The 14,465-nt window shown below is 61.3% G+C and carries 17 protein-coding genes; all 17 read left to right on the plus strand.

The features are described 5' to 3' along the window. Window positions 1–6: 6 nt before the first annotated feature. The 17 genes from ACT80S_RS18490 (at window position 7) to ACT80S_RS18570 (ending at window position 14,298) form a co-directional block, all read left to right on the plus strand. Complete coding sequence (locus ACT80S_RS18490; protein WP_377418784.1) at window positions 7–693, plus strand: HK97 family phage prohead protease; 687 nt, start codon at window positions 7–9, stop codon at window positions 691–693. A gap of 60 nt (window positions 694–753) precedes the next feature. Then, window positions 754–1,920, plus strand: a complete 1,167-nt coding sequence (locus ACT80S_RS18495) for a phage major capsid protein (RefSeq protein WP_377418787.1) — start codon at window positions 754–756, stop codon at window positions 1,918–1,920. A 55-nt stretch (window positions 1,921–1,975) separates the two neighbouring features. Continuing rightward, complete coding sequence (locus ACT80S_RS18500; protein WP_377418790.1) at window positions 1,976–2,236, plus strand: hypothetical protein; 261 nt, start codon at window positions 1,976–1,978, stop codon at window positions 2,234–2,236. Then, window positions 2,226–2,705: a head-tail connector protein gene (locus ACT80S_RS18505; RefSeq protein WP_377418793.1), complete on the plus strand. Its 480-nt coding sequence runs from the start codon at window positions 2,226–2,228 to the stop codon at window positions 2,703–2,705. The genes ACT80S_RS18500 and ACT80S_RS18505 overlap by 11 nt, the downstream gene beginning before the upstream one ends. Then, a complete protein-coding gene (locus ACT80S_RS18510; protein WP_377418796.1) occupies window positions 2,705–3,016 on the plus strand; it encodes a phage head closure protein in 312 nt (103 codons plus the stop codon). The genes ACT80S_RS18505 and ACT80S_RS18510 overlap by 1 nt, the downstream gene beginning before the upstream one ends. Beyond that, the gene (locus ACT80S_RS18515; protein WP_377418799.1) at window positions 3,013–3,438 is read left to right on the plus strand and encodes an HK97-gp10 family putative phage morphogenesis protein; all 426 of its coding nucleotides are present in this window, start codon (window positions 3,013–3,015) and stop codon (window positions 3,436–3,438) included. Before ACT80S_RS18510 ends, ACT80S_RS18515 begins: the two co-directional genes overlap by 4 nt. Beyond that, a complete protein-coding gene (gene gp17, locus ACT80S_RS18520) occupies window positions 3,438–3,785 on the plus strand; it encodes a tail completion protein gp17 (protein ID WP_377418802.1) in 348 nt (115 codons plus the stop codon). The genes ACT80S_RS18515 and gp17 overlap by 1 nt, the downstream gene beginning before the upstream one ends. 123 nt (window positions 3,786–3,908) lie before the next feature. Next, window positions 3,909–4,553, plus strand: coding sequence for a phage tail tube protein (locus ACT80S_RS18525; RefSeq protein ID WP_377418805.1), 645 nt, complete (start codon window positions 3,909–3,911; stop codon window positions 4,551–4,553). A 94-nt stretch (window positions 4,554–4,647) separates the two neighbouring features. Beyond that, complete coding sequence (locus tag ACT80S_RS18530) at window positions 4,648–5,040, plus strand: phage tail assembly chaperone (protein ID WP_377418808.1); 393 nt, start codon at window positions 4,648–4,650, stop codon at window positions 5,038–5,040. A gap of 104 nt (window positions 5,041–5,144) precedes the next feature. Further along, window positions 5,145–5,357 (plus strand): DUF1799 domain-containing protein, encoded by a 213-nt coding sequence (locus tag ACT80S_RS18535; protein WP_377418811.1) that lies wholly within the window; start codon window positions 5,145–5,147, stop codon window positions 5,355–5,357. 38 nt (window positions 5,358–5,395) lie between these two features. Continuing rightward, the gene (locus tag ACT80S_RS18540; RefSeq protein WP_377418814.1) at window positions 5,396–10,024 is read left to right on the plus strand and encodes a phage tail length tape measure family protein; all 4,629 of its coding nucleotides are present in this window, start codon (window positions 5,396–5,398) and stop codon (window positions 10,022–10,024) included. Beyond that, the gene (locus tag ACT80S_RS18545; protein ID WP_377418817.1) at window positions 10,021–10,932 is read left to right on the plus strand and encodes a carbohydrate-binding protein; all 912 of its coding nucleotides are present in this window, start codon (window positions 10,021–10,023) and stop codon (window positions 10,930–10,932) included. The genes ACT80S_RS18540 and ACT80S_RS18545 overlap by 4 nt, the downstream gene beginning before the upstream one ends. Continuing rightward, on the plus strand, window positions 10,929–11,873 hold the full coding sequence (locus tag ACT80S_RS18550; RefSeq protein ID WP_377418820.1) for a hypothetical protein: 945 nt from the start codon (window positions 10,929–10,931) through the stop codon (window positions 11,871–11,873). Before ACT80S_RS18545 ends, ACT80S_RS18550 begins: the two co-directional genes overlap by 4 nt. A gap of 18 nt (window positions 11,874–11,891) precedes the next feature. Continuing rightward, window positions 11,892–12,290, plus strand: coding sequence for a hypothetical protein (locus ACT80S_RS18555; protein ID WP_377418823.1), 399 nt, complete (start codon window positions 11,892–11,894; stop codon window positions 12,288–12,290). After that, window positions 12,290–13,573 (plus strand): glycine-rich domain-containing protein, encoded by a 1,284-nt coding sequence (locus ACT80S_RS18560; RefSeq protein ID WP_377418826.1) that lies wholly within the window; start codon window positions 12,290–12,292, stop codon window positions 13,571–13,573. The genes ACT80S_RS18555 and ACT80S_RS18560 overlap by 1 nt, the downstream gene beginning before the upstream one ends. Continuing rightward, the gene (locus ACT80S_RS18565) at window positions 13,574–14,017 is read left to right on the plus strand and encodes a hypothetical protein (RefSeq protein WP_377418828.1); all 444 of its coding nucleotides are present in this window, start codon (window positions 13,574–13,576) and stop codon (window positions 14,015–14,017) included. It abuts the gene before it with no gap. Continuing rightward, on the plus strand, window positions 14,017–14,298 hold the full coding sequence (locus ACT80S_RS18570) for a hypothetical protein (RefSeq protein ID WP_377418831.1): 282 nt from the start codon (window positions 14,017–14,019) through the stop codon (window positions 14,296–14,298). Before ACT80S_RS18565 ends, ACT80S_RS18570 begins: the two co-directional genes overlap by 1 nt. The last annotated feature ends 167 nt before the right edge of the window (window positions 14,299–14,465 follow it).

Consider the following 14,465-nt stretch of genomic DNA (forward strand, 5'->3'; position numbering starts at 1 on the left):
GGGAATATGCTGGTCAAAAAGACACTGGCTATCCATGACGTTTCGCTCAAGATGGAAGGCGACACGGGCAAATTTGCCGGTTATGCCTCTGTGTTCGGTGGCGTGGACTCCTACGGGGACACCATCGTTAAGGGCGCTTTCGAGTACAGCCTGAAAAAGTTCGGCAAGCCGAAGATGTTCTTTAACCACGCCTGGGATATGCCGATCGGCAAATGGACCGTGGCGAAGGAAGACGACCACGGCCTGTATGTCGAGGGCGAACTCACTCCCGGCCTGGCGCTGTCGGCTGATGTTCGCGCCGCGATGACTCACGGCACCCTTGACGGTCTTTCGATTGGTGGCCTGTTGAAAAAAGGCGACTACGAAGAAACCGATAGCGGTCGCGTCATTCGCCGCTGGTCGAATCTGATGGAAGTCTCCCCGGTGGTCTTCCCTGCGGACGGTGCGGCCCGTATTGACCTGGCAAGCGTCAAGTCCGAAGACCTAGAGGCAGCGATTGCAGAAATCGAGACTGTCCGCGATTTCGAGCGTTTCCTGCGGGATGCAGGCGGCGTAAGTAAAGGGGCGGCTATCGCGCTGGTTGCCCGCGCAAAGGTGGTCTTTTCCGAGGGGGAACCCGGTCAGACGCCCGACGCGAAAGCGATGGAAGAAGTTGCTCAACGCCTGGCGCGTTTGGCTTCGCTCTCCGTCTAAGCGCACATCCCGCAAAACGCGCCGCCTTCGGGCGGCTTTTTCATTTCTGAAAGGAAGACCATGACTATCGAAGTCATCATGAAATCGCTCGAAAAGGTCGAGGCGAACCTGACCGCCATGTCTGAAAAGGCCGATGGCGAACTGAAGACCCTGGGCAAAGTGACCAGCGACACGAAGACGGCGCTTGACAACATCGGCACCGCGCAGCGCGAACTGGCCGACCGCCTGACCAGCCTGGAGCAAAAGGGCGCACTGCGTCCCGAAGGCGAGGCCAAGGCTGATGGCTGGGGCGATCAACTGGTCAAGTCCGCTGGCTTCGAAGCCTTCGCCCGTGGCGAACAGCAAAAGGTCCGTATCGAGGTCAAAAACACCCTGACCGGCTCCGATGCCAACGTGGCCCCCGACCGTCGCCCCGGCGTTGTGCCTGGCGCTGCCCCTCGCCTGACCATTGAATCGCTGTATGCGTCCATCCCGACGACCAGCAACGCAATCGAGTTCACGAAGGAAGCCAGCTTCACCAATAACGCCGCCGAGGCTGCGGAAGGTGCTGCTAAGGCCGAATCCGCCCTTACTTGGTCCCTGGTGAACCAGCCGGTTTCGACCGTTGCCCACTGGATCAAGATTTCGCGCCAACTGGCTATGGATAACGCCGCCCTTGCCGCGTATGTCGATGCCCGTATGCGCTACGGTGTGCAGCGCAAGGTCGAGACTCAGCTTGTCTCTGGTGACGGTTCGGCCCCGAACATCGCCGGTTTCATGAAGGCCGGTAACTACACCGCCCACGGCTACCTGTCGGGCGCTCTGGGTTCCGTCCTGGCAAAGCTGGTCCTGATCCGCAAGGCTATCGGCGATCTGGAAGTCGCTGGCTATGAGCCGGACGGCATCGTCCTGAACCCCGCCGATTGGGCCACCATCGAAACCGAACTGCTGACTGCTTCGTCCGCTAACGCCGTTCGCGTGGACTACAGCGTCCCCGGTATGCCTCTGCTGTTCGGTGTGCCGGTGGTGAAGTCTGTCGGCATGACCGCCGACACCTTCGCTGTGGGTTCGTTCCGCCAGCACGGCAACATCTACAACCGCGAGGGCGTGGTGGTGCAAATGTCCGAATCCGATTCGGACAACTTCACGAAGAACCTGATTACGCTCCGCGCCGAGCGTCGTCTTGCTCTGACCAGCGAAGTTCCTGCCGCTATTCGCGGTGGTGACCTGACCCCGCCCGCTGCTTAAGTAGGCACTCAGCCAAAGGGGGTCACTTCGGTGGCCCCCTTTAACGGAGTCACATATGCCTAAACGAATCAAATTCACGAAGTTCGGCGCTAATTCGGCGTTCGGCGGTTTCGCGCCTGGCGATCTGTTCACTTGCCCGGACGACCTGGCCGAACACCTTGTTAACGAGGTCGGCGTGGCCGAATACGTGGTGCCTGCCACCCAGTCCGCGCCGGTCGAGCCGGTCGAGGCCGAAGGCGACGGCCAGGACGCGCCCGAAGCCGCCGAAGCGCCCGCCGCTGTGCAGCGCGTGAGCCGCAAGCGCAATGCTGGTTGATCTGACCACGGCGAAGCTGCACCTTCGCATCGACGGGAGCGCGGAAGACGCAATCCTGCCGCTGTGGGTCGGCGCTGCGGAGTCTGCCGCTGTGCAGTACCTCAATCGCAACGTCTACGCCGACGCGGACGCACTGAGCGCCGCTGTTGCTGGCGTGGCCGACGCGCTGGCTACCGCGACCGCGACCTATGACGCGGCAATCGCTGCGGCGAAATTGCTTGGCAGCCAGGTCGAGCAAGACCTAGCGGCTGCGGCGGCGCTCTATGAGCTTGCCAAGGCGGCAACCAGCGCCCGCATGACGCGCTCCGGCATCGTGATTAATGACTCGATCCGGGCCGCAATCCTGCTGACTCTCGGCCACCTGTACGAGAACCGCGAGGACGTGGTGGTTTCGAATGCTGTCGCTGCATCGCTGCCGATGGGTTCGCAATACCTGTTGCAGCCTTACCGCGTGGAAATGGGTATCTGATGCGCGGCGGCTCTCTTGATCGTCGCGTCCTGCTGCAACAGCTTGGCGAAACCCGCGATGCACTCGGCCAGGTTGTCAAATCGTGGGCGACCGTTGCCGAGGTGTGGGCGAATGTGCGCCACACGACCGGCGCAGAGGCGATCCGAGGCGGCGCAGAGATTGCGGCGATCAAGGCAAGCATTCGCATTCGCTACCGTCCTGGCGTGACTGAGGCTATGCGCGTGGTCGAGGGCGCGACCGTCTACGAAATCAAGGCGGTGCTGGAGCAAGACCGCAAGGCGCTCGATCTCGTTTGCGAGGTGGTGCGTTGATTCGCATTGACACGGCGGCATTCGGCCAGGCCATCGAGCAAAAGAAGCGAGAGCTTGAGGAAATGGCGCGTCCGGTCGCACAGGCGGGCGCACAGGTGCTGTATGAGCGGGCGAGGGCGCTAGCGCCTGTGTCCGAGGGCAACGCGCATTGGTTCTACGGTCGAGGCGGTCGCAAATACGGCCCATTCGCGCCTGGCACGCTGCGCCGAAGCATCTATCAAGCCTATGCGCGGTCGAAGAGTTCGGCCGCGTATGCGGAATATCACATTTCGTGGAATCCGCAGAAGGCCCCTTACGGCGGGATGGTCGAGTTCGGCACCAGCAAGGCAACGGCGCATTCGTTCATCGGTCGCGCCATCGCGGAGACTCGCGGCCAGGTCACTGACGCTATGAAGACGAAATTTGCGGAGCTTGCGAAATGATGGAATCGGACCTCGCAACGCTGCTGCAAGGCATTTGCCCGCGCACTTATCCCGATGTGGCCCCGAGCGGCACCGCAGCGCCTTACGTGACCTGGCAGGGCCTGGGTGGCAAGGCGGCGCGATTCCTCGATAACAGCGCCGCCGACAAGCGAAACACGCTTCTGCAGGTCAACGCCTGGGCATCGACGCGCCTTGAGGCTCTGACCTTGATTCGACAAATCGAGGATGCGCTTTGCGCTTCTTCGGCATTCGTGGCGACCCCCGAGGGGGAGCCTCAATCGACCTACGAAGAGGACGCGGGCCTGTACGGCTCTGTCCAACGATTCAGCATCTGGGCAACCAGATAACCGACCCGGCGAAAGCCGACCTAGCAAAGCCGCTTCGGGCAACCAGGCGGCTTTTTTGTTGCCCCTAGTGGGCGTGACCAGCCGCAGCGATGCGGTTTTTTTTCGTCCCAAGAAAGGCCCTAAATGGCATACGCATTCCCCGAGGGTAGCGTTCAGTATTTCTCCAATACTTTCGCCTCCGCTAAGACCATCTCCGCGATCACTAACGCCAATCCGGCAGTTGCCACCAGCACCGCGCACGGCTACACGACCGGCGACGAAATCCTGCTTACCTCCGGCTGGGAAGACGCTACCGATAGCGTCTTCAAGATCGAAGTTATCGACGCCAACAGCTTCAAGATTCTTGGCCTGAACACCACGAATACCAGCTTCTTCCCCGCTGGCACTGGCACCGGTACGGCTCAGAAGCTGTCGGGCTGGACTTCCATCCCGCAGGTGCTGACCATTTCGTCTAGCGGCGGCGATGCCCGTTTTACCGATGTGGCCCCGCTGGCGAAGCGCAACGCCCTTCGCATCCCGACCGGCTTTAACGCTACCTCGATCACCCTGTCCCTGGCCCATGACGCCAGCAATGCCAACTATCAGACGATGGTGGACATTTCGCGCACCCTGTCGAAGGTGGCCTTCAAGCAGGTGCTGGGCGGCGGCTCTACGACCTACGGTTACGGCTACATGAGCGTTTCCGAGGTGCCGAGCCTGAATAACAACCAGGTCAACACCGTGCAAGCCGCCATGACCGTCCTGGGTCGCTCTATCTCCTACGCCTAATCGGCACCCCTGCACCTACTCGCCCGGTTCTTCTCTTTAGCGAGGGAAGGCCGGGCGGGCAAGGGCATTTTTCAATCCCTCGCTAAGGAAACACATGGCAAAAATCGTCCTGGGCAAGCGCCCGAAGAACTTCAAGCGCAGCATTACCGTTGACCTCCCCGAAGGTGGCAAGGGCGGCATTGAAGTTTCGTTCATCTACCGCACCCGAACCGAATTCGGCGCGTTCGTTGATGAACTGATGAACTCGGCGGGCGTCAAGCAAACCGGGCAGTCTGACGAAGAGGTCAAGTTCTCGCTTGAGGATGCCCTTTCGAAGACCCGCGACAGCAATGCGGACTACATCCTCAAGATTGCGGACGGCTGGAATCTTGACGAAGACTTTTCCCGCGCCAACGTCGCGCAACTGTGCGATGAGCTTCCCGGCGCTGCGCTGCAAATCATCGAGGCCTATCGGGTCGCTATCACTGAGGGCCGCCTGGGAAACTGACCAGGGCCGCCGATGCGCTCTACACGCGCAACGATCACGAAAAGGCGGCGGGAAATCCGTTCCTGGCCGGGATCGTTGCGCTAGAGGAATCAAGCGGCGTCGAGGTGTGGCCCGAGAACTGGCCTTCCTTCATTCTCTTTGCCCGCTTGCAGACGCAATGGCGCATTGGCATGGGCGGGCCGACCGGGCTTGATTACTCGGCGGTCTACCCGCTGCTAGATCGAGCGGCCACCGATGAACAGCATTGGGAAATGTTGTTCGATGACATTCAGGCGATGGAGCGTTCGGCTCTGTCGGCCATGAACGAGAAAGACTAACCGGCCCGCTTCGGCGGGTCTTCCTTTTGGAATCCTCCATGTCTGATTTGAAGATTCAGGGCGAAGTTTCGTTCGACACGACGAAGGCCGAGCAAGGTCTTACTCGCGTCGAGCAAGCCGCCGGGAGGATGGCGCAGAGCGTCAAGTCCGAAGGGGATCGCGCAGCCCGCGCCGCCGAGGGCGTGGGCGAAGGCTTCGGCGTTTCCGAGCGCAAGATCACCAGCGCCGAAGCGAAGATCACGGCTTCGATTAAGCGGGCGACGACTCAGCTTGAACTGCTGGGCAAGTCCGCAAGCCAGAAACTCGAATTCAAGATTGCAGCGCAAGGTCTGGACTCGGCCAAATTTGAGCAAGACCTAGCCAAGCTGCGGGAGCTTGAGGCTCGCGCCGCCGCTGCATCGGTTGCGGCTGCTAATGGCCTGGGAAAGATTCAGGTTTCCGCCGCGCAGACTGCCGCCGCAATGCGCCAGGTGCCCGCGCAGTTCACGGACATTGTGACTTCCCTGCAAGCGGGCCAGGCTCCTATGACTGTGCTACTGCAACAGGGCGGGCAGTTGAAGGACGCATTCGGCGGTGTGGGTAACGCGGCCCGCGCAATGGGCGGCTATATCGCGGGCCTGGTCAATCCCTTTACTGTGGCGGCGGCAGCGGCTGCGGGCCTGTTCTTCGCGTATGAGCGCGGGCGGCGTGAATTCGCCGCATTGGATCAGGCGATGGTGGCGTCTGGGAATTCCATCGGCGTGACGGCGGGCCAACTTGCCGAAATGTCGAAATCCCTCAGTTCGGAGGGCTTCACTCGGGGCGCTGCGGCTGCGGCTCTATCGGAGATTGCGCGAACGGGCGCTGTCGCTGGCGAATCCATTCAGAAGTTCGCAAAGACCGCGATTGACATGGAGCGGTTCGTGGGAACGCCCGTTTCCGAAACCGTCAAGGCATTTAAAGAGCTTGGGAATGAGCCTGCGCGGGCGGTCCTGCGCCTCAATGAGTCCCTGAATTTCCTGACCGCCGCACAGTACGAGCAAATCAAGTCGCTTGAAGAGGTGGGGCGCAAGTCCGAAGCGGCGGCGATGGCGCAACAGGCTTACGCGGACGCGCTTCAACCCGTCATTAATAACGCCTCGGCCAATCTCGGCTTCCTCGAAAAGTCGTGGAAGGGCGTAGGCGATGCCGCCAAGTGGGCATGGGACAAGATGCTCAACGTTGGGCGGCAGGAAACCGGCGAGGAGCGGCTTTCCGCTGCCCGAGCGCGCCTGGCTGAACTGCAATCCCCGGATAAGAAATGGGCGTTCGGCATTTCGGCGGCAGAGCGTGAGCAAATCAAAACCGCCGCGCAAAACGAGGTTGCCTATCTGGAGCGCGTCCTTCAAGCAATGAAGGAAGGCGCGAAGGCGCAGGAGGCATACAACGACCAGCAAAAGGCCCGAATTGAATGGATGAAAGATAGCGAGAAATACCTGACCAAACAGGAAAAACTCGAATCCGAAATTGCAAAGATTCGCGCCGCTGGCGCTGCCGCTGGTGCCGACCAGGCCGAGATTGAGAAGCGAGTTTCGGCTGTGCGCGAGGCCGCGCAGAAGACCCGAACCGCAGGCATTGACCATGAGCAGCGCCTTATGGCGAAGCTGGGTGGCGTCAATGCGGATTACATGGAGCAACTGACCCGCCTGCAAGCGATGCGTGCAGCGGGCAACCTGACCGAGGAGCGATATATCGAGCTAGTCGGCGTGCTGATCGAGCAGCAGCCGATGGTTAAGGAGATGCGCCGCAATGACGCGGAGGCGGCGAAGGTTCAGGCGAAGGCGGCAGAAGAGGCAGCGAAGTCACTGGAAAAGTGGTATCAGGAGCGCGCCAAAGAAGCCGCAGATATTGATAAGCAAATCGAAAAGCGGCAGGAGGAAATTGCGGCGCTGGGCTTGAGCAAGCAAGCTGCCGCAGAGCTTGCCGCCGCAAAGTTGGAAGTTGCCGCAGCCTCGCAGGAGGAATACGCATCCAATCTGCGTAACGCCTCGGCCTACGCCGGAGAATTCAGCGAGGCATACAAGCAAGCCGCCAGCGATGCGGAAGCCTACGCGGCCAAGCTGCGAAAGATGGCGGGACTGACCCGCGAGGGGGCGGCAAAAGAGGCGATCATTGACGCCGCGAAGGACGCACAGGAACAGTGGGCAAAGACCGCGCAGACGATTGAGCAGTCCTTGACCGATGCGCTAATGCGCGGCTTTGAGAACGGCAACGGCTTTGCGGAGAACTTCCGCAAGACCCTGGTGAATATGTTCCGAACGATGGTGCTTCGGCCCGTCATTCAGGCCATTGTCTCGCCCATCGCCGGATCGCTCACAAACGCAATGGGCATTACCGGCGCTGGGGCAAATGGCGGCCTACTCGGATCGCTCAATACCGCATCCAGCCTCAACAACCTGTATACCCTGGCGACGACCGGCTACGCGGGCGCTGTTGGGTCGGGTGTTAGCGCTTTGCTGGGTCAAGCGGCTGGCAATGCGGCGCTAGGCACTTCGCTGGGCCTGGGCGCTGGGTCTTCGCAGGCGGCGGCTATCGCTGCGGCGCAGGCTGGCGGCACGGCTACCGCTGGCACGGCGACGGCGGCTAGCCTTGGGTCTTCTATCGCGGCGGCGGTGCCATACGTTGCCGCAGTCGTCGCAATCGCGGCGATTTCAAAGGCGACGAAGGGCGAAACGCGGGCGGGCGGCTACTACCGTGCTGACGGGTCCGGCACGACCTCGTTTGTCCGTGGTCCCTCCGGCGGCGAGATTGCCGGTAGCCAGGTCGAGCAGGCCATTAGCGGGACCGTCCTGGGCATTAATCGGCTGTTGGCCGACATGGGTAGCACCTCCGCAATTGCGGGCTTCCAGGCGGGTCTAGAGTCCTCCGGCAAGGGGCGCGGCGGCGTCCTGGCGGGCGGCACCCTGACGACCGGCGCGAAGTTTGGCGAAGACGGTTCCGGCAGCAACTATGACGGGACGTTTTTTGAGTCCACCAGCACCCAAAGCCCGGATTCTCAGACTGCCTTTGCCAACTTCACGACCGACCTTAAGCAAGCGACCTTGCAGGCGCTCCAGGCTGCGACTGACATCCCGAAGGCGATTTCGGACAAGCTGGCGGGCGTCGATGTTGAATCCCTGACCGACGAAGCTACGACCGCGCTCCTGGTCGGCATCGAGGCGCAAGTCTCGGCGGTGGGGCAGCTTCGGGCTGCTGTTGCCGATCTGCCGTTCGCGGAAATGGCTAAGTGGTCTTTCGATGCCACTAGCAACCTAATCGACCTGGCCGGTGGTCTTGAGGCGCTGGCTAGCAGCCTGACGACCTATTACGACTCGTTCTATAGCGAAACGGAGAAGACCGCGCTTGTCACGCAGCGACTGACGAAGGAATTCGAATCGCTGGGCCTGGCGCTGCCTGCGGATCGCCTGGCGTATCGCGCACAGGTCGAGGCGGCGATGGCCGATGGCAACGAGGAACTTGTGGCCTCGCTGCTTCGCCTGTCTTCCGCGTTCGCTTCGGTGACTGATTCGGTAGACGAAGCAGCTAGGGCTGCTGCTGTTGCTGCCGAGACTGCGGCGAAGTCTTCGGCCACTGGCGCAATGTCTTGGATCGCGGCGCAATACGGCCCGACCCCCGAGCAACTGCTAGAGCAAGCGAAGACCGCGACCGATGCGGCCTTCGAAACGCTCAAGAGGTCGGTTGACGCGCAGAAGAAGCTAGCAGAGTCGGCCCGCGAGGTCGCCGCCGAAAACGTCAAGACCATTACCAGCATCTTCGATCTGTTGAAGCAACAGATTGCAGAGCTTCGCGGCGTTGCTGGTGCCGGGATGACTGCTGCCGCTGGTCGCGCCTTCATTGACCAGGCTATCGCCACGGCCCGCACGACCGGTTATCTGCCCGAACAAGAGCAGCTATCGCAGGCCATCGCTGCGGCCCGATCCGGCCTGACTGCGGACGCCTACGGCAGTTCGCTTGAGATGCGCCGCGATCAGCTTCGCCTCGCTGGAAGCCTTGAGGAATTGCAGCTTCTGACCGGCGATCAACTGGACAGCGCGAATTCTCAGCTTGCCTTGGCAGAGCAGCAACTGACTACGCTTGATAACGTCCTTGCCACGGCTCAAAGCCAGCTTGACGCACTGCGCGGGATTGATAACAGCGTCCTGTCCGTCGAGGACGCAGTTCGCAATCTCAAGTTCGCAGTGAGCAATGAGAGTTCGGCGGCGGCGGCGGTGGCGAACAAACAGAGCTACTTCGAGCGTTACCCGGATGTGGCGCAGGCATATGCAAACCGCTTCACGGACCCGAACCTAGCTTCGACTGTCAACCTCTCGCCCGACGAATTCGCCGCGCTGCATTTCCAGCTATACGGCCAGGCCGAACAGCGGACGCCTCCAGGCTATGCAACGGGCGGTTTCCATGCTGGCGGTGCGCGAATCGTTGGCGAGAACGGCCCGGAGCTTGAGGTTACCGGCCCCTCGCGCATCTACAGCGCAAGCCAAACGGCATCGCTGCTGTATGGCGGCCAGGAGGTCGCGGGCGAGGTGCGCGGGCTGCGCGAAGAGAACCGGGCGCAAGCCCGAGCAATGGCCGAACTGCAAGCGCGTATGACGCGCCTGCTAGAGCGGTGGGATGGTGACGGTATGCCCGAAGTCCGGGTGGTGACTGCATGAACAATGACGCGCTTCTAATCGTTCGCCCGGTGCAGGTGACGGATGCCATGCTGGTTTCGTCCAACGTCCCGGAAACGGACTATGCGGCCTGGAGCAACGCGGCGACCTATGGGGTAGGGGATCGGGTCATCCTGACCTCTACCCATAAGGTCTACGAATCGCTCCAGGCTTCGAACCTCAATCACGACCCGGTAACGGCTGCGGCCTGGTGGATCGAGGTCGGCCCCACGAATCGCTGGCGGGTACTCGATACCAGCAACAGCACTCAGACGACCAATGCGAACAGCATTAGTTACACGCTTCGGCCTGGTCAGGCGATTAATACCGTCGCGGCGCTGAATGTGAGCAATGCAACGTCGATGCGTGTCCGTCTGATCGACCCGGTTTACGGGACCGTCTTCGACAAGACCCAAGACTTCACCCGCGCACCTTTGGTGAGTACCTGGTGGGCCTGGTTCTTCGGGCAGAAACGCGCCCGGACTCAGTTCGTGGTGTCGGGTCTTCCGAGCTACCCGAATGCCGATCTTGTGATTGATCTTGTGGGTAACTCGGCGCTTGCAATCGGCGTGATTGTCTTCGGCCAGGAACAGCGATTCGGCCTGACGTTGAGGTCTGGGGCACGGGTCGGCATTCAGGACTACTCGCGCCGACAAACAAACGACTTCGGAGATACGACCCTGGTTGTCCGGGCCTTCGCTAAGAGGGCTTCGTTTGAATTGCTGTTGGAGTCTTTGCAGGTTGACGACCTTCAAAACTACCTTGCAGAGGTCCGGGCTGTGCCTTGCCTGTGGATTGGCTCTGGACAGTTTGAGGCCGCTGTGGTGTTCGGCTTTTACAAGAGCTTCGACATTCTTATAAGTTATCCCACATATGCAGATTGCACCCTCGAAATTGAAGGACTAACGTGACCATTTCGACGCTACCTACCGCGCCGCAGCCGACCGACACGCAAGAGCAATTCAATACGAAGGCCTTCGCCCTGGTTGCTGCGCTTGACGGCTTCGTCACTGAGGCGAATGCACTCGCCGCTGGCGCGAACACTGACGCGGCGACGGCTACGACTCAGGCCGCAACGGCTACGACTCAGGCGGGTACTGCGACCACGCAAGCGGGCATTGCCACGACTCAGGCAGGCATTGCCACGACGAAGGCAGGCGAGGCCGAAGCTAGCGCCGCCGCCGCCCTGGCTAGCAAGAATGCCGCAGCGACAAGCGAATCGAATGCAGCCGCCAGCCAATCGGCAGCGGCTAGCAGCGCCGCCGCCGCTGCGGCTGCGGTCGCTGGCCTGGGTTATTCGGATGTGGTGTTCATTAACGCCGCAGCCAGCCCCTACACGGTGTCGCAGGCCACTTCCGGCAAGCTGATTGCCTGCGATACCTCGGCGGGCGCAATCACGATCAATCTTCCTGTCCTCGGCCCGCTGACTAAGCCCTATGTGGTGGGTGTGAAGAAGACGACCAGCGATGCAAATGGCGTCACTGTCGTATGCGGTGGCACCGATGTTTTCGACGATGGCACGGCCAGCAAGTCGATTTCTGTTCCTGCTGGTCTGACGCTAATCCCCGATGTTGACGCCTCGCCCGATGCCTGGGTCGCCATCGGCTTCGGTGGCGCTACGGCAGGCCCTGCGACCGGATCCGGCCTGACGATGGGGTCCGGCAAGCTGCTAGGCCGCAATACGGCGGGCAGCGGTGCAATTGAAGAAATCCCGCAAGCCTCGCAGGCCGAAATGGAGGCCGGTTCTCAAACCGCATTGCGTGGCATGAGTCCGCAAAACATCGCGCAAGCAATCGCCGCCCTGACCACTCCCAGCAACCATCTTCCGGTGCTGGCTCTTGGTATCGTCTAAACGAAAGGAAAACAGCTAATGGCTTCTACTCCGGCATACGCCGCAACGCCTAAATGCGGCATTGGGCAAATCAGCACGGCGAACACTGCCCGCGATGGCACCGGCACGATTGGCACGGTCTTTACGGCTGGCGCTAATGGTTCGCGTATTGATGCAATCGACCTCAAGGCGACCGGCACGACGACTGCGGGCATGGTGCGCCTGTTCATTCACAACGGGACCACTGCCTATCTGCTGACGGAGGTTCCTGTGGTGGCTATCACTCCGAGCGCAACCCTTCCCGCCTGGGAGGCTCTGCTTAACGCAAACAGCATGAGCCAGGTTCTCCCGATCATTCTCCCCACTGGCTACTCGCTGCGGGCTGCTACGAATAACGCGGAGACTTTCAACGTGACGGCTTTCGGGGGTGACTTCTGATGAATAAAGGTGCTTACGGCTACCCGCTGCCTCCGAGCGCTCCGACTCGCGTTGAGCCTCCGCGATGGACAAATCGCCGCGTCTACTCGACGCCCGGAACCTATAACGACTTCGTAGTCCCGCAAAACGTCTTTCAGATTCGCGCAATTGTTGTTGGCGCTGGCGGGTCTGGCGCGTATCACGGAAGCGGAATCGCAACTGGCGGCGGCGGGGGCGGCTTTGCTGCCGGGACGATTGATGTGGTGCCTGGGCAGCTACTGCCCACAATTACCGTGGGCGCTGGCGGCGCGGCTGTCTCCTCAGCTTCGGCGGGTAATGCTGGCGGTACTTCTTCTATTGGCTCCCTGATTACTGCGACGGGCGGCGGCGGGGGCGCTTCGGCGGCAGCATCTAATTCGACGTTTAATGGCGGCGCGGGAGGCGCTGGGACTGTTTCGGCTAGCCTGCGAAATCCGACGTCCTATTCCGGCGGGCGCGGTGGCAACAAGAGCGGATCTTCCAACGGCAGCTATATGGTGACTGGCGGCGGAGCTTCCGGCAGCCCTGCGGGTGCTGGAGGCAATGGCGGCGACGTTGCAGTGACTGCGGCGGGCATTGGGCAGCAAATCACTGGCGGCGGCGGATGGGCTAGCGGCCATGGCGGAAGTTGCACCAGCTCGACCACGAATGACGGAGGCTACACGGGTGGAGGTGGATTCGGATACCCAGGCGGTGCCTCGACCAACATCAACTCAGGCAAGTGCGTTACGGGAGGCGGCGGTACCGCAGCCAGCGGCGCAACCGTTCAAAACGGCGCGGCAGCGCCTGGAACTGGGGGCAACGGCGGAAACGGAATCCTTGGTTTCGGTGGCCTGGGTTCCTCGACCGCACCCGCCGGTAACGGGTCAACTTCTGCAACTGTGGGTTTTAGTCTTGCTGATGTTTTTATTGACCCGTCTGTTCTGAGTGGTGGCGGTGGCGGCGGCGCTTCACAGGGTAGCTATTCCGCAGGATCAGGGGCTCCAGGCGGCGGTGGTGGTGGTTGCTACTGCACCGGCGGCGCTACTGCCGCAGGCAATGGCGGCGCAGGCGCTGGCGGCGGTGGCGCGGGCAGCAACTCCGCCCCTGGCGTTGGCGGCGCTGGCGGAGTGGGTGGTGGCGGTGGCGGATCGGCCCTTGGCTCCAGCGGCGGCGCAGGTGGCTACGGCGGTGGCGGTGGTGGTGTCACCCCTTCCTACTCGGGTTCCACAAGCGGGCCTGGCGGAAGTGGACTCGTTATTCTGCTGTGGACGGAGGGCTACTAAATGAAACTCGCATGGATTGAAAACGACCGTATCCGCGACATTGCCCCCGGCAACCCTGCGGAGCTTTATCACCCGGACATTGCTGCTTACTACGCTACTGAGGTGCCCGACGATGCCGAGAACGGCGACGGCTGGGTTAACGGCCAGCTTGTGAAGCCCGCGCCTGTCGCGCCTGTGGTCGAGCCTCCGGCTGCGCCTGTCTTTGCGAAGGTGTCCCCGGTCGAGTTCAAATTGCTATTCACTCCGCAAGAGCGCGTGGCAATCAAACTGGAGCGGGCTACTGATCCGGTCATTGATGATTTCTTCGACATTGTTGATGACCCTCGCCTGACCCACGTTGACCTGGGCCTGCAATCGACGCAAGACGCGCTTTCCTATCTGGTGGCGCAGGGCCTGGTCACTGCCGAGCGGCGCACTGCCATCCTGTCCGGGGCATTGCAGTAATGAGCCTGGGCCAGCGTTTCCTAAACCTGCTGATTGCTCTTGACCAGTTGGCTTATGTGGTGGTCACGCTTGGCGCAGGCTTCCCGGATGAAACCCTGTCCTCTGCGGCCTGGCGCGTCGAGCAAGAGGGGCGCATCTTCGGCCAGGTCTTCCGGCCTGTCATTGATGCGCTTTTCTTCGTTCTCACGCTAGGGGCGCAGAGGAATCATTGCCGCGCAGCGTATTGCGCGGAAAAGCGGCGTCTACAACTGCCGCAGACATATCGCGGTAGCGCCCGATGAGCGTTCGTTAGCAGCGCCATCCTGGCCTGTAGTCCTGCAACAGCCCGCCTAGTGCGGGCTTTTTCATTTTCACCATGACGCACTTTAAAGAGTGGTTCGACAACTTGAGTAACGGAACAAAGGCGGTCATGGACTCCGTAAGCATTGGGACGGCTCTCGCGGGACTC

This window comes from Ramlibacter sp. MAHUQ-53, from assembly GCF_052600055.1.

What these genes read in the sequence shown, in the direction of transcription:
- ACT80S_RS18495 (WP_377418787.1), top strand. Translation starts at nt 754, where the DNA reads ATGACTATCGAAGTCATCATGAAATCGCTCGAAAAGGTCGAGGCGAAC.
- ACT80S_RS18525 (WP_377418805.1), top strand. Translation starts at nt 3,909, where the DNA reads ATGGCATACGCATTCCCCGAGGGTAGCGTTCAGTATTTCTCCAATACT.
- gp17 (WP_377418802.1), top strand. Translation starts at nt 3,438, where the DNA reads ATGGAATCGGACCTCGCAACGCTGCTGCAAGGCATTTGCCCGCGCACT.
- ACT80S_RS18570 (WP_377418831.1), top strand. Translation starts at nt 14,017, where the DNA reads ATGAGCCTGGGCCAGCGTTTCCTAAACCTGCTGATTGCTCTTGACCAG.
- ACT80S_RS18510 (WP_377418796.1), top strand. Translation starts at nt 2,705, where the DNA reads ATGCGCGGCGGCTCTCTTGATCGTCGCGTCCTGCTGCAACAGCTTGGC.
- ACT80S_RS18490 (WP_377418784.1), top strand. Translation starts at nt 7, where the DNA reads ATGCTGGTCAAAAAGACACTGGCTATCCATGACGTTTCGCTCAAGATG.
- ACT80S_RS18560 (WP_377418826.1), top strand. Translation starts at nt 12,290, where the DNA reads ATGAATAAAGGTGCTTACGGCTACCCGCTGCCTCCGAGCGCTCCGACT.
- ACT80S_RS18505 (WP_377418793.1), top strand. Translation starts at nt 2,226, where the DNA reads ATGCTGGTTGATCTGACCACGGCGAAGCTGCACCTTCGCATCGACGGG.
- ACT80S_RS18545 (WP_377418817.1), top strand. Translation starts at nt 10,021, where the DNA reads ATGAACAATGACGCGCTTCTAATCGTTCGCCCGGTGCAGGTGACGGAT.
- ACT80S_RS18530 (WP_377418808.1), top strand. Translation starts at nt 4,648, where the DNA reads ATGGCAAAAATCGTCCTGGGCAAGCGCCCGAAGAACTTCAAGCGCAGC.
- ACT80S_RS18540 (WP_377418814.1), top strand. Translation starts at nt 5,396, where the DNA reads ATGTCTGATTTGAAGATTCAGGGCGAAGTTTCGTTCGACACGACGAAG.
- ACT80S_RS18500 (WP_377418790.1), top strand. Translation starts at nt 1,976, where the DNA reads ATGCCTAAACGAATCAAATTCACGAAGTTCGGCGCTAATTCGGCGTTC.
- ACT80S_RS18565 (WP_377418828.1), top strand. Translation starts at nt 13,574, where the DNA reads ATGAAACTCGCATGGATTGAAAACGACCGTATCCGCGACATTGCCCCC.
- ACT80S_RS18555 (WP_377418823.1), top strand. Translation starts at nt 11,892, where the DNA reads ATGGCTTCTACTCCGGCATACGCCGCAACGCCTAAATGCGGCATTGGG.